Consider the following 12,305-nt stretch of genomic DNA (forward strand, 5'->3'; position numbering starts at 1 on the left):
CCCCTTATGTTAGATATGCTTACATCTAACTGTTTCTATCTTAAAAAGGAGATACTCGTGGCACTTATTGAATTTAAAAACGTTGAAAAATACTATGGTGATTACCATGCGCTTAGAAATATTAACCTAGAAATCGAGAAAGGACAAGTCGTGGTGCTTTTAGGACCGTCTGGTTCTGGGAAGTCAACCCTCATTCGTACCATGAACGCCTTGGAATCTATCGAAACAGGTAGCTTAAAAGTTAACGGGCATGAATTGGTAAATGCGTCTGCCAAAGACCTTGTGCAACTCCGCAAAGAAGTCGGCATGGTCTTTCAACACTTCAACCTCTACCCTCACAAAACCGTGTTAGAAAATGTTACTTTGGCTCCTATGAAAGTTCTTGGAAAATCAAAACAAGAAGCTGAAGAAATCGCTCAAAAATATTTGACTTATGTGAATATGTGGGACCGCAAAGATTCTTACCCAGGTATGCTTTCTGGTGGGCAAAAACAACGTGTGGCTATCGCTCGTGGATTAGCCATGCAGCCTGAATTGCTCTTATTTGACGAACCGACTTCAGCCCTTGACCCTGAAACGATTGGGGACGTGCTTGCCGTTATGCAAAACCTTGCCAAAGAAGGCATGAACATGATTGTCGTAACCCACGAAATGGGCTTTGCGCGCGAAGTGGCGGACCGCATCATCTTCATGGCAGAAGGTAAAATTCTAGTGGATACCACAGACGTCAAAGGCTTCTTTGACAACCCAACTGAGCCTCGCGCCAAACAATTCTTAAGTAAAGTCATCAATCATACCAGCGACAATGTTGCCCAAGAATAAAGGAGTTCACTGATATGAAGAAATTAACCAGAATGCTAGTTGTCGCTGTTATGGCACTAATCAGCTTGACCCTGTTTTCAAGTAAGGTCAGAGCAGACGATAGCAGTTCAGAAGCCATTCAAAAAATCCAAAAAGCAGGCGTGTTAAAAGTTGGGGTCAAACAAGACGTGCCAAACTTTGGTTATTATTCTGCCGAGGCTGGCCAATACGAAGGGCTCGAAATTGATTTAGGGAAAAAAATCGCTAAACAATTAGGCGTGAAAGTAGAATTCACACCCGTAACAGCTCAAACGCGTGAAGCCCTTTTGGACAATGGGCAAATTGATATTTTGATTGCGACTTATACCATTACCAAAGAACGTCAAGCATCTTATGCCATTTCAGAGCCTTACTACTACGATGAGATTGGCTTCCTTGTTGACCGTTCAAAAGGCTATAAAACCATTGACGATTTAAATGGCTTGACTATTGGGGTGGCACAAGGTTCAACAACCAAAGCAGCTATTGAAGAATACGGCAAAGCCCACCATCTCAAATTTAAATTTGTGCAATTGGGTTCTTATCCTGAGTTGGCTATTTCGCTTTATGCTAACCGCATCAACGCTTTTTCTGTGGATAAGTCTATCTTGAGTGGTTACGTCAGCAAGAAAACCAAAATCCTTAGCCAAGGATTTAACGTCCAAGAATATGGTATCGCGGCGACCAAAGCCAACCAAGGCTTGATTAACGATATCAACACCTTGCTTTCAGAATGGAAAGCTGACGGAGAGTTGCAAAAATTATATGACAAATATCATCTAACACCTGCAACACCGAGCGAGAATTAAGAAAGGAGAAACGTATGTTTTTATTAACGTCTAGTCCTTTTGCGCTCTCACGTTGGGCAGATTTCTTTGCCAATTTCGGTGAATTTGCAAAAGGGTTTCTATATACTTTGAGTATGTCAGCCTGTGCCTTGATTTTAGCCTTTTTGCTGGGCGTCGTTTTTGGTGCCATGTCTTCGTCTAAAAGCAAGGTCTTAAAAGGGATTGCACGGGTTTATGTTGAGATTTTCCAAAATACCCCACTGCTGGTCCAATTCGTGTTTGTGTATTATGGACTTGCCATTATCTCAAATGGGGCTATCATGATTTCAACCTTTTTCACAGCGGTTTTGTGTGTGGGCATTTACCACGGGGCTTATATCGCTGAGGTTATCCGTTCTGGGATTGAAGCCGTGCCAAAAGGGCAAACAGAAGCTGCCCTATCACAAGGTTTTAGCTACAATCAAACCATGAGCCTCATCATTTTGCCACAAGCGGTGCGAACGATTTTACCACCGTTGACTAACCAAGTGGTAAACCTTATCAAAAATACGTCAACGGTTGCCATCATTTCTGGGGCAGACATCATGTTCACAGCCAAAGCTTGGGCCTATGAAACAACTAACTACGTTCCTGCCTTTGCTGGAGCGGCGGTTCTTTACTTCATCATGTGTTTCCCACTTGCAACTTGGGCACGCCGTCGAGAAGAAAAGAACAAACGCTCATATTCACTTTAGGAGGAATCTAAATGTCAGTATTAACACCGACGAATATTAGCTTTATCCTCCAAGGATTACAGCTAACGCTTTATATTTCATTTATTTCCATTGTTTTATCAACGCTTATTGGAACAGTTTTAGCCGTGATGCGTAATGGGAAAAATCCTGTTCTTCGCATCATTTCAAGCATTTACATCGAATTTGTCCGTAACGTTCCTAACTTGCTTTGGATTTTCATCATTTTCTTGGTTTTCCAAATGAAATCCACTCCAGCTGGGATTACGGCATTTACCGTCTTTACCTCTGCGGCTTTAGCTGAAATCATCCGTGGTGGGCTAAATGGGGTCGATAAAGGGCAAACCGAGGCTGGCTTGTCACAAGGAATGACTTCTTTCCAAATCTTTGTTTACATCATTTTCCCTCAAGCCTTCCGCAAAATGCTACCAGCTATCATCTCACAGTTTGTAACGGTCATCAAAGACACGTCATTGTTGTATTCGGTTATCGCCATTCAAGAATTATTTGGGAAAAGCCAAATCTTGATGGGACGCTATTTTGAACCTAGTCAAGTCTTTACCTTGTATGCGTTTATCACAGCGATTTACTTTGTTATCAACTTTTCGATTTCAACTTTCTCAAGACGACTAGCCAAAAAATGGGAAAAAGCTGCCGAATAAAAACCTATCAAAAAAGCTTATTCATTTGAATAAGCTTTTTTATTAACGCAACAAGGCAAGCAAGTAGCCAAAGCCTTGGTAAGCAACGATGGTATATAGGTACAAGGTAACTGGCTTTGTCAGCAAGAAAATCAAGGTAAATCGCTTAAAGGTCATTTGGGATAAACCTGAAACCATGCACAAAAAATCATCTGGAAAACCAGGGAGAGCAAAGGCAATACCTAGAAATTTCTCATAAAATTTACCATCGTTTTTATCCAAGTAACCAATATATTTGTTATACGTTTCTTCTGAAACAAAGGCTCTGGCAAAATTTTCCCCGTAACGTCTTGCCAAGGCAAAAGCCATGAGGGACCCTAAAAAGATACCTGTGAGGTTATAGACAAAGCCCCAAATTGGACCAAACGCAATGTAACCAATGACGCTAGTCATGCCCCCAGGAATAATAGGGTAAACCACCTGAACCATTTGTGCTAGGATAAAAATAATGGGTGCTAGTAAGCCCATTTGACCGAGGTATTGTTGGAAAGCGCCGCCCACCTGAAAGTAACTTTGGTGTTGCTGAAAGAAAATGAACAAGGCAATCGAAATCACCACTCCGATACCTGTTAAGATTTGAATGTATTGTCGTTGTTTGCCAACTTGTGTCATCATATCTCCTCGCGTTCTATTCGATTTCTACGTGGTATTCTTTTAACAAGAACACCGTTGCCGTATGGTTCTATTATAACCTAAGGCTCTTTTAGAAATCTTGGTCAAAGTCTTGAAAAGTTGCGGCAAAATTGTGGCAAGTTTTTTGGCATTTGCGACGATAAAAGCACCCATGAAAACTCATAGATGCTTTTGGGTATTTGGCAAATCAATGATAAAGCAGGTTTTCTCCTCGTTAGAAGTGGCTCTTATCGTGCCTTGATGACGTTCGATGATTTCTTTAGTGATGGCTAAACCGAGCCCAAATTGCCCTGATTTGCCCTTGTAAAAGCGTTCAAAAAGATGCTCAAGGTCATCTGCAGCAATGGGTTCACCGTCATTTGCCAGCTCGATACGAACACCCGTTTCCAGCTGCTCAACTGAAATAGTCAGGTACTTGTTGTCATAACGGATAGCATTGGACACAATATTTGAAACAGCGCGTTCCAATAGCTTCTCATCACCCTCTATCACGACTTCTTCAGAACTAAAGTGGTGCACAAAGACAAGGCCACGCTCATCTGCGGTCGCTTTTAATCGCCAAGTCACGTCATAAAGCAAATCTGTGATGTTTACAGGCTCCAGATGCAACTGGGTTTGAATAGATTCCATCTTGGATAGGGTCAGCATATCCTCAACCAAATGAGCCATTTTATCACTCTCATCAACAATAATACCAGCTGCTTCTTGCGTATTGGGGATAATCCCCTCGCGAATCCCTTCAGCATAACCTTGAATAGACATGAGAGGCGTCCGCAATTCATGAGAGGAATTTTGAAAGAAGAGCTGCTGGCTGCGTTGGTTGGCGTCAATCAAATCACTCATGTGGTCCACTGTTTCGCGGACCTCGTTAAATTCATGGTAGGCAAAATGTGGGTCGTCCTCCATTTTTTCCCGATTGCCAAGGCGTAAAATATAAGATTTGAGATTGCTAAAATTGCGGTCCAATTTTCGTGAAGTCACATAAATGCTAAGGCTAGCTACCAAGCCCACAATCACCATGACCAACAACAAGATGTTAATGTAGGATTCAAATTCTTCGATGGGAGTAACATTAGCAAATACAAACACATAATATTTAGACGATTGAGCGTCACTTTTGGCAATATAATTTCCCTCTAATTGCCCAGAATAACTTTTCATCTTGACCATGTAGCTGGCGCCATCTACCCTGACTTTTCGAAATTGGTGCAATTGCGCTAGAAAATAATTGGACGACTCCCGATAGGACCAATCTGCCTTGGGGTGATTGATAAAATCATCGACCACTTTTTTGGAAATCGTCTTTTCTGATAAATCGTACAAAGAAGCCGAAATGTACTGAATGTCAAATTGGTCATCTACGATTACATAAGTGGTTTCAAAGATATTGCCCGTGGTTTTCTGAGGTGATTTTTCCCCTGAATGATAGGCATCCAGAGTGGCGTACTGCATTTGCATGGCCGTAATGGCTTGCTCAGCGATAAAAATACGAAAAAGCGTGTTAAAAACCAGCAAAATCATGATAAATGACAGCATGAGAATGGCTAGAGGTTGCACAAACAAAGTTGTGCGAAAACGCACCTGTCGCTGCCAAAATCGTCTGCCCTTAGCTGACTCTTCTTATTTCTTGGTGAGTTTGAAGTCATAACCCCAAACCGTTTCAATAAGGACATGGCTGTCAACCTCCCTCAATTTTTTTCGCAAGCGTTTGATGGTGTCATCTGTCACACGCGTTTCCACATCTTCCTCATAACCCCAAATCTGCTGGAGCAGGTCTTGGCGAGAAATGGCCTCCTCTTGATGTTTGAGGAGCATTTTCAACAACTCAAATTCTGTATTGGTCAGTTTCAATGGGACTTTCTTGTAAAGGACAAGCCGTTCTTTTTCTGACAAGGTCAAGCCTTCGTAGGCAATCACATCCGCGTCGCTTTTTTTAGAACTCGTGGCATGACGGCTCAAAATCGCCTTCACCCGGAAGCTTAATTTCAAAGAGGAAAACGGTTTGGTAAAATAATCATCTGCCCCTGCTGAAAAGCCCTGCAAAAAGTCCTCGTCCCCATCACGCGCCGTCAACAAGATAATCGGAACATCTGATTGTTTTCGAATACGAGCAGCAATGTCTATGCCACTGGTGCCTGGCATCATCACATCCAAAATAATTACATCCGCTTCTTCCTCCAAAAAGCGCAAAAACAACTGGTCCCCTGTTTCAAACACCTCTACCTCTAAACTTTGTTCACACAAAAAAGAAGCAATCAAGTCCCGAATATTCTTCTCATCATCTGCCACATAAACCCTTGCCATGACCAACCTCCTCAATCTTTTTCTCTTTATCCTAAAATGCCCATATCATCTCTTTAAAAGCGTTTTCGTATTTCTAATCATCTTATTATACCATACCGCAAGAGACTTCTCTTTTTTCAGGTTTTTCTAGGCAAATCATGATACAATGAAGACCGAATCAAGAAAGGACATTATGAATAATTTAACAGAACGTGCCTTTGCCAAGGCCTTAAAAGACATCATGCAGGACAAATCCTTTGATAAGGTGACCGTTACCGAATTGGTCAAAAAGCTCAATGTCAACCGCCAAACTTTTTACTACCATTTCAATGATTTGTACGACCTTTTGGAGCGTATTTACATCATGGATGGGGATACGATTTTAAATCAAGCTGCCAACTCAGGCACCTGGCAAGAAGAGCTTTTGGCTATTTTTCATTACATTCAAGACAATCGGCAATTTGTCTGCAACACCTATTATTCTGTAAACCGCAATTATCTGGAGCATTTTTTATATGACCGCATTTACCGCTTTATCAATCCAATCGTACAAGAAAAACACCCAAACTTGAGCGGAACAGAGCTAGATTACCGTGTGAATTTTTACAAATACGCTTTGGTCGGTTTTGTTTTAGACTGGATTGATTCTGGCTTAAAAGAAAATCCTGAAGCATTAGCGCAACACATCAGCCGTGTCCTTGAGCAATTATAACTAGACACATCTACCAAAGTGTCTAACATCTATACACTTTCCACAATTTGTCTATGTTCTTTTTTCTCATAATGGGGTTTAATGAGAATGAATTTAGATAAGGAGTTGACATGTATGTATTATTCAAATGGTAATTACGAAGCTTTTGCTCGTCCTAAAAAACCTGAAGATGTCGATAACAAATCGGCTTACATTGTCGGTGGAGGTCTAGCTGCCTTGTCAACAGCTGTTTTCCTTATCCGTGATGCACAAATGCCAGGCGAACGCATCCACATCCTTGAACAATTAGGGCTACCAGGTGGTAGCATGGATGGGATTAAAAATGAACGTTTAGGCTATGTCATCCGTGGTGGGCGTGAAATGGAACCTCACTTTGAAGTGCTTTGGGATTTATTCCGTTCCATTCCATCTTTAGACAATCCTGAACATTCTATTTTGGATGAATTTTACTGGTTAAACAAAGAAGACCCTAGTTATGCTAAGACACGTGCCATTCATCAACGTGGTAAAGCCATTCCTGACGATGGTCAATTAACCCTTTCTGAAAAAGCTATTAAAGAAATCATTCACTTGATTTTGATACCCGAAAGCCAACTAGACGATGTCCAAATCAATCAAGTCTTTAGCGATGAATTCTTTGAATCAAACTTCTGGCTTTATTGGAGTACCATGTTTGCCTTTGAACCTTGGGCAAGTGCGATGGAAATGCGTCGTTACCTCATGCGTTTCATCCAACACGTTGGGACATTGAAGAACCTTTCATCTCTTCGATTTACCAAATACAATCAATACGAATCATTGATTTTGCCTCTTGTTCACTTCTTGAAAGAAAAAGGCGTTGATTTCCAATACAATACAACCGTTACCAACATCTTGGTCAACCGCTCTGGAAATGATAAGATCGCCACTAAAATTGAATGGGTTAAAGATGGTGAACGCGAAAGCCTTTCATTGAGCAAAGACGACCTTGTCTTTGTTACAAATGGTTCGATCACTGAAAGTTCTACCTTTGGTGACAATGACCACCCTGCTCCTGTCGAACATCCACTTGGTGCCAGCTGGGAACTTTGGAAGAAATTAGCCGCTCAAGATAGCGACTTCGGTCACCCTGAAAAATTCTGTGAAAACATTCCTGATAGCAACTGGACCATTTCTGCGACAATCACTTTCAAAGATAAACGCGTGGCTCCTTACATTGAAAACATCAACCATAAGGACCCTTACAGCGGTTCTATCGTTACAAGTGGACCAACCAGTATCAAGGATTCTAACTGGTTGTTAGGTTATTCTATCAGCCGTCAACCACACTTCCAAGTTCAAAAAGAAAACGAACTTGTTGTTTGGCTCTACGCTCTTTACACTGACCGCGAAGGTAATTACATTGCCAAACGTCCTGATGAATGTAGCGGTAAGGAACTTTGTGAAGAATGGCTTTACCATATTGGTGTGCCAGAAGACCAAATTGAAGACATTGCCAGTGCTGCGTCAACCATTCCCTGTCACATGCCGTACATCACCACTTACTTCATGCCACGTGGCAGCAAAGACCGTCCATTAGTTGTTCCAAAACACAGTAAAAACCTTGCCTTTATCGGAAATTACGCCGAAACCCCAAGAGATACTGTCTTTACAACAGAATACTCTGTTCGAACCGCTATGGAAGCTGTTTACACCTTGTTACATGTTGACCGTGGTGTGCCAGAAGTATTCGCTTCTGCCTTTGACGTGCGCATGCTATTAAACGCCTTCTATTACTTGAACGACCAAAAATCATTGGATGAACTTGACCTTCCTTGGGCTGAAAGAGCCATTCTTAAAGAAACCCTCAAGAAGATTAAGGGCACTTATATCGAAGAACTCTTCCACGAATACCACTTATTGTAATTATCCTGTATATCGTAGAAAACTCTGTTCAAACTATTCAAATAGGCTCCACGTAAAGTGGAGTCTTTTTTGTTAGCTGATTTTGAGGAAAAGAAAACACCCAAAAGTCTAAGCTTTCGAGTGTTTCTGGTCCATTGAGCAAATGCCTTATTTAGCTGGACGAGATTTGCGAGCAATATCTGCCAAAATGTTTTCCACAAAGGCATCAACACTTTCTGTGTGGGTTTGTTTGCTACCGTAACGACGAACATTGACAGTCTTGTCAGCCATTTCTTTATCCCCAACAATCAATTGGTAAGGAATTTTCTTGGTTTGGCTTTGACGGATTTTAAGTTGCATTTTTTCGTTACGTTCGTCCACGTCAGCACGAACCCCTTTATCACGCAAGATTTTAGCTACTTCCCAAGCGTAATCAATATGTGCTTCGTTAGATACTGGGATAACAGTCACTTGGTGTGGAGCAAGCCAAGTTGGGAAAGCCCCTTTGTAATTTTCAATCAAGATGGCTGTGAAGCGTTCCATAGTTGAGATAACCCCACGGTGAATCATGACTGGACGGTGTTCTTCACCATCAGCACCGATGTATTTAAGGTCAAAACGTTCTGGAAGAAGGAAATCCAATTGGATAGTTGAAAGGGTTTCTTCATTACCAAGGGCAGTTTTCACTTGGATATCAAGTTTTGGTCCATAAAAGGCAGCTTCACCTTCTGCTTCAAAGTAATCCAAGCCCATGTCGTCCATGGCAGCTTTCAACATGCTTTGAGCATTTTCCCACATTTCATCGTTGTCATAGTATTTGTGAGTGTCTTTAGGGTCACGGTATGACAAACGGAAACGGTAATCAGTCAAGTTGAAATCTTCATACACATCAATAATCAATTGGAGGGTACGTTTGAATTCGTCTTGGATTTGTTCAGGTGTCACAAAGGTATGGCCGTCATTCAATGACATTTCACGCACACGTTGCAAACCAGTAAGAGCACCAGATTTTTCGTAACGGTGCATCATACCAATTTCAGCGATACGAATTGGCAATTCACGGTAAGAATGCACGTGGTGTTTGTAAACTTCGATGTGGTGTGGGCAGTTCATTGGACGAAGCACAAATGATTCGCCATCACCCATATCCATTGTTGGGAACATGTCTTCACGGTAGTGGTCCCAGTGACCTGATGTTTTGTAAAGGTCAACAGAAGCAATTGGTGGTGTGTAAACATGTTGATAACCAGCTGCGATTTCTTTATCCACAATATAGCGTTCCAACGTACGACGAATAGTTGCTCCGTCTGGCAACCAGAATGGCAACCCTTGACCAACTTCTTGTGAAATCATGAACAAGTCAAGTTCTTTACCAAGTTTACGGTGGTCACGTTCTTTGGCTTCTTCACGTTGTTTGAGGTAAGCTTTCAAATCTTTTTTATCAAACCAAGCTGTACCATAAACACGTTGCATCATCGCATTGTCACTGTTACCACGCCAGTAAGCACCCGCTACGTTCAACAAGTGGAAAACTTGGATGCGACCAGTACTTGGGACGTGTGGGCCACGACAAAGGTCTGTGAATTCTCCTTGTGAATAAATAGTCAAACCACCTTCATCTTCTGAATGTTCTTCAATCAATTCAAGTTTGTAAGGGTCATTTTTGAAGATTTCACGCGCTTCGTCTTTAGTCACTTCTTGACGAATACATGGGTAGTTTTCTTTAACAATTTTTTTCATTTCTTCTTCGATACGAGGAAGGTCTTCATCAGTGATTTGACCAGCAGCATTATCAGTATCGTAGTAGAAACCATCTTGGATAGCAGGACCAACACCAAGATGAATATCAGGGAAAAGACGTCGTGCAGCTTGTGCAAAGAGGTGAGCTGCAGAGTGACGCAAGATTGGCAAGGCATCTTCGTGATCAGGTGTCACGATTTCAAGACTACCGTCTTCTGTAATGGCACGCGTTGTGTCAATCAATTTACCGTTTAATTTACCTGCCAAAGCTTTTTTGGCTAATGAATTGCTGATGCTTTGCGCGATTTCAAATGTTGTCACGCCAGATTCAAATTCACGCACAGCGCCGTCTGGAAAAGTAATGTTAACCATATCTATCTCCTTTTATATTGGTTACAAGTGTTAGAAGGTTATCAAGCATCTCAGGATAAAAGAAAAACGACATCCCAAAAGGACGTCGTAACGTGGTTCCACCTTCATTTATCCACGACAAAAAATGCCATGAACCTCAGATCAGCTATATCGTAGCTACCGTTTTATGTTTGCATAAAAACAAGGAAGTAGTATTGAAGCAGTCAACCCTGTGCCCTTCTCACCAGCCGGCACTCGCTCTAAAGGTTGGTTCTTGTTCAACTTGTCTTCGTTAGTTATTATAGCACGATTATTTTATTTTTCAAGGAATCTAATCTAAAAAATCACGAATAGATTGAATCATGCGTCCTGGGACTTTGAGAACCTTGACAGACGTTTTAGCTGTTGATTTCGCCACTCCTCTTGGCAAATCTCTAGCAGAACGGGCAATATGGACAGAACGTTTTTCCTTGCGACGAATGGTCATGGAAATTTTTTCTTTTTTCTTGTTACGTGCTGAAATCAAGACATCCAAGTAAAATTCATAGACCGATTTGCCAAAATGCTCAGCTGAAATATCATACAACTTTTCTTGATAGGTTTTAGGGTTCATCGGTGGCGTGTCTGCAATCGCATCTAAAATAGCGTCCGCCAAATCATCCTCACGGTAAAACAGGGTTCCAAACATCTTGTGGTCAATCACGTCATCCAAGTAAGGATTACCATGTGCAATCACTGGTGTTCCGCTCGCCAAACTTTCTGTATAAGTCAAACCTTGGGTTTCACTGGTTGAAGCTGAGATGAAAAAATCGCAGGTTTTGTAATACAAGACCGTTTCATCATGTGGCACCATACCTGTAAAAATAACCGCGTCCTCAATACCCAGCTCTTTTGCTTGCTGCTGCAAGTCTTTCAAGTAAGGCCCATCACCAGCAATAACCAATTTGACGTGCTTGTTTTCAGACAAGACCTCTGGCAAATGTTTTAGAACAGCTTGAATGTTTTTCTCGTAAGAAACCCTAGACAAGCTAAGCAACATAATGTCATCATCAGCCAACCCTAATTTGTCACGTAAAACCTTGGTGTCTTCAGCGGTGATGTCATCTCGTTCGTATTCAGCCACACGGATGCCTGTTGGAACGACACGTTTAGGGATTTTGATATGATAGTCATCCAAAAGATTTAAAACAATACGTGATGGGCAAATAACCCCATCCAAGTCATTCAAATAGCCACGCATGATGTATTTGACCATGCCTGGTTTGATGATTTTTCCATTTGCAATATAACCCACATAATCTTCGTATTGGGTGTGATAGGTATGGACAGCAGGAATACGTAAGGCCGCTGCGATCATTTTTCCTAACATCCCAACGCTAAATTCGGTCTGCGTGTGAATAATGTCCAATTTGTATTGTTTGGCGATTTTGTAGGTTGAAATCAAGCCACGGTAAGCCACGCGACGGTCGGTAAACGACACAAAAGGAACGCTTGGCAAACGAATAATTGTGGGATCTTCGTAACGTTTCACCGCTTTATCGGTTGTTGTAAAAATATAAACCTCGTGCCCTGCTTTTTCTAACTCTTCTTTTAGGGTACGAATACTCGTTGCAACTCCTGATACCTGCGGAAAATAAGTATCCGTAAAAAGACCTACTCTCAT

11 protein-coding genes and 1 pseudogene are annotated in these 12,305 nt (G+C 41.6%); 6 read left to right on the top strand and 6 right to left on the bottom strand.

The features are described 5' to 3' along the window. The first annotated feature begins 57 nt into the window (after positions 1–57). Genes B3473_RS00440 through B3473_RS00455 form a run of 4 tightly spaced genes read left to right on the top strand, consistent with a single transcriptional unit; the run spans position 58 to position 3,021 of the window. The gene (locus tag B3473_RS00440; RefSeq protein ID WP_167829297.1) at positions 58–822 is read left to right on the top strand and encodes an amino acid ABC transporter ATP-binding protein; all 765 of its coding nucleotides are present in this window, start codon (positions 58–60) and stop codon (positions 820–822) included. A 14-nt stretch (positions 823–836) separates the two neighbouring features. Then, complete coding sequence (locus B3473_RS00445; RefSeq protein WP_154455016.1) at positions 837–1,649, top strand: transporter substrate-binding domain-containing protein; 813 nt, start codon at positions 837–839, stop codon at positions 1,647–1,649. A gap of 14 nt (positions 1,650–1,663) precedes the next feature. Next, positions 1,664–2,362: an amino acid ABC transporter permease gene (locus B3473_RS00450; protein WP_154455015.1), complete on the top strand. Its 699-nt coding sequence runs from the start codon at positions 1,664–1,666 to the stop codon at positions 2,360–2,362. A gap of 11 nt (positions 2,363–2,373) precedes the next feature. After that, positions 2,374–3,021 (top strand): amino acid ABC transporter permease, encoded by a 648-nt coding sequence (locus B3473_RS00455; RefSeq protein ID WP_154455014.1) that lies wholly within the window; start codon positions 2,374–2,376, stop codon positions 3,019–3,021. A 42-nt stretch (positions 3,022–3,063) separates the two neighbouring features. Here B3473_RS00455 and B3473_RS00460 read toward each other — a convergent pair whose 3' ends face one another. The 3 genes from B3473_RS00460 to B3473_RS00470 form a co-directional block, all read right to left on the bottom strand. Beyond that, positions 3,064–3,672, bottom strand: a complete 609-nt coding sequence (locus B3473_RS00460; protein ID WP_154455037.1) for a TVP38/TMEM64 family protein — start codon at positions 3,670–3,672, stop codon at positions 3,064–3,066. A gap of 180 nt (positions 3,673–3,852) precedes the next feature. Beyond that, on the bottom strand, positions 3,853–5,274 hold the full coding sequence (locus B3473_RS00465) for a sensor histidine kinase (RefSeq protein ID WP_235280758.1): 1,422 nt from the start codon (positions 5,272–5,274) through the stop codon (positions 3,853–3,855). Positions 5,275–5,313: 39 nt separating this feature from the next. After that, positions 5,314–5,997 carry a response regulator transcription factor gene (locus B3473_RS00470; RefSeq protein ID WP_269725554.1) on the bottom strand — a complete coding sequence of 228 codons (684 nt, stop codon included), beginning with the start codon at positions 5,995–5,997 and terminating at the stop codon, positions 5,314–5,316. 172 nt (positions 5,998–6,169) lie between these two features. Here B3473_RS00470 and B3473_RS00475 point away from each other — a divergent pair, with 172 nt between their 5' ends. Further along, positions 6,170–6,688 (top strand): TetR/AcrR family transcriptional regulator, encoded by a 519-nt coding sequence (locus B3473_RS00475; protein WP_235280756.1) that lies wholly within the window; start codon positions 6,170–6,172, stop codon positions 6,686–6,688. A 114-nt stretch (positions 6,689–6,802) separates the two neighbouring features. Then, on the top strand, positions 6,803–8,572 hold the full coding sequence (locus tag B3473_RS00480) for an oleate hydratase (RefSeq protein ID WP_154455011.1): 1,770 nt from the start codon (positions 6,803–6,805) through the stop codon (positions 8,570–8,572). A 147-nt stretch (positions 8,573–8,719) separates the two neighbouring features. On the opposite strand, the gene thrS is transcribed toward B3473_RS00480, so the two are convergent. From thrS to B3473_RS00490, 3 genes and pseudogenes are all read right to left on the bottom strand, one after another. After that, positions 8,720–10,663, bottom strand: a complete 1,944-nt coding sequence (gene thrS / locus B3473_RS00485; protein WP_154455471.1) for a threonine--tRNA ligase — start codon at positions 10,661–10,663, stop codon at positions 8,720–8,722. Then, a pseudogene (locus B3473_RS07320) lies at positions 10,656–10,847 on the bottom strand (hypothetical protein). Before B3473_RS07320 ends, thrS begins: the two are co-directional and overlap by 8 nt. A gap of 126 nt (positions 10,848–10,973) precedes the next feature. Then, a complete protein-coding gene (locus B3473_RS00490; RefSeq protein ID WP_154455472.1) occupies positions 10,974–12,305 on the bottom strand; it encodes a glycosyltransferase family 4 protein in 1,332 nt (443 codons plus the stop codon).

Source organism: Streptococcus sp. UBA632 (assembly GCF_002300045.1).
Taxonomy (GTDB): domain Bacteria; phylum Bacillota; class Bacilli; order Lactobacillales; family Streptococcaceae; genus Streptococcus; species Streptococcus alactolyticus.

What these genes read in the sequence shown, in the direction of transcription:
- B3473_RS00490 (WP_154455472.1), bottom strand. Translation starts at nt 12,305, where the DNA reads ATGAGAGTAGGTCTTTTTACGGATACTTATTTTCCGCAGGTATCAGGA.
- B3473_RS00445 (WP_154455016.1), top strand. Translation starts at nt 837, where the DNA reads ATGAAGAAATTAACCAGAATGCTAGTTGTCGCTGTTATGGCACTAATC.
- B3473_RS00475 (WP_235280756.1), top strand. Translation starts at nt 6,170, where the DNA reads ATGAATAATTTAACAGAACGTGCCTTTGCCAAGGCCTTAAAAGACATC.
- B3473_RS00480 (WP_154455011.1), top strand. Translation starts at nt 6,803, where the DNA reads ATGTATTATTCAAATGGTAATTACGAAGCTTTTGCTCGTCCTAAAAAA.
- B3473_RS00470 (WP_269725554.1), bottom strand. Translation starts at nt 5,997, where the DNA reads ATGGCAAGGGTTTATGTGGCAGATGATGAGAAGAATATTCGGGACTTG.
- B3473_RS00455 (WP_154455014.1), top strand. Translation starts at nt 2,374, where the DNA reads ATGTCAGTATTAACACCGACGAATATTAGCTTTATCCTCCAAGGATTA.
- thrS (WP_154455471.1), bottom strand. Translation starts at nt 10,663, where the DNA reads ATGGTTAACATTACTTTTCCAGACGGCGCTGTGCGTGAATTTGAATCT.
- B3473_RS00450 (WP_154455015.1), top strand. Translation starts at nt 1,664, where the DNA reads ATGTTTTTATTAACGTCTAGTCCTTTTGCGCTCTCACGTTGGGCAGAT.
- B3473_RS00460 (WP_154455037.1), bottom strand. Translation starts at nt 3,672, where the DNA reads ATGACACAAGTTGGCAAACAACGACAATACATTCAAATCTTAACAGGT.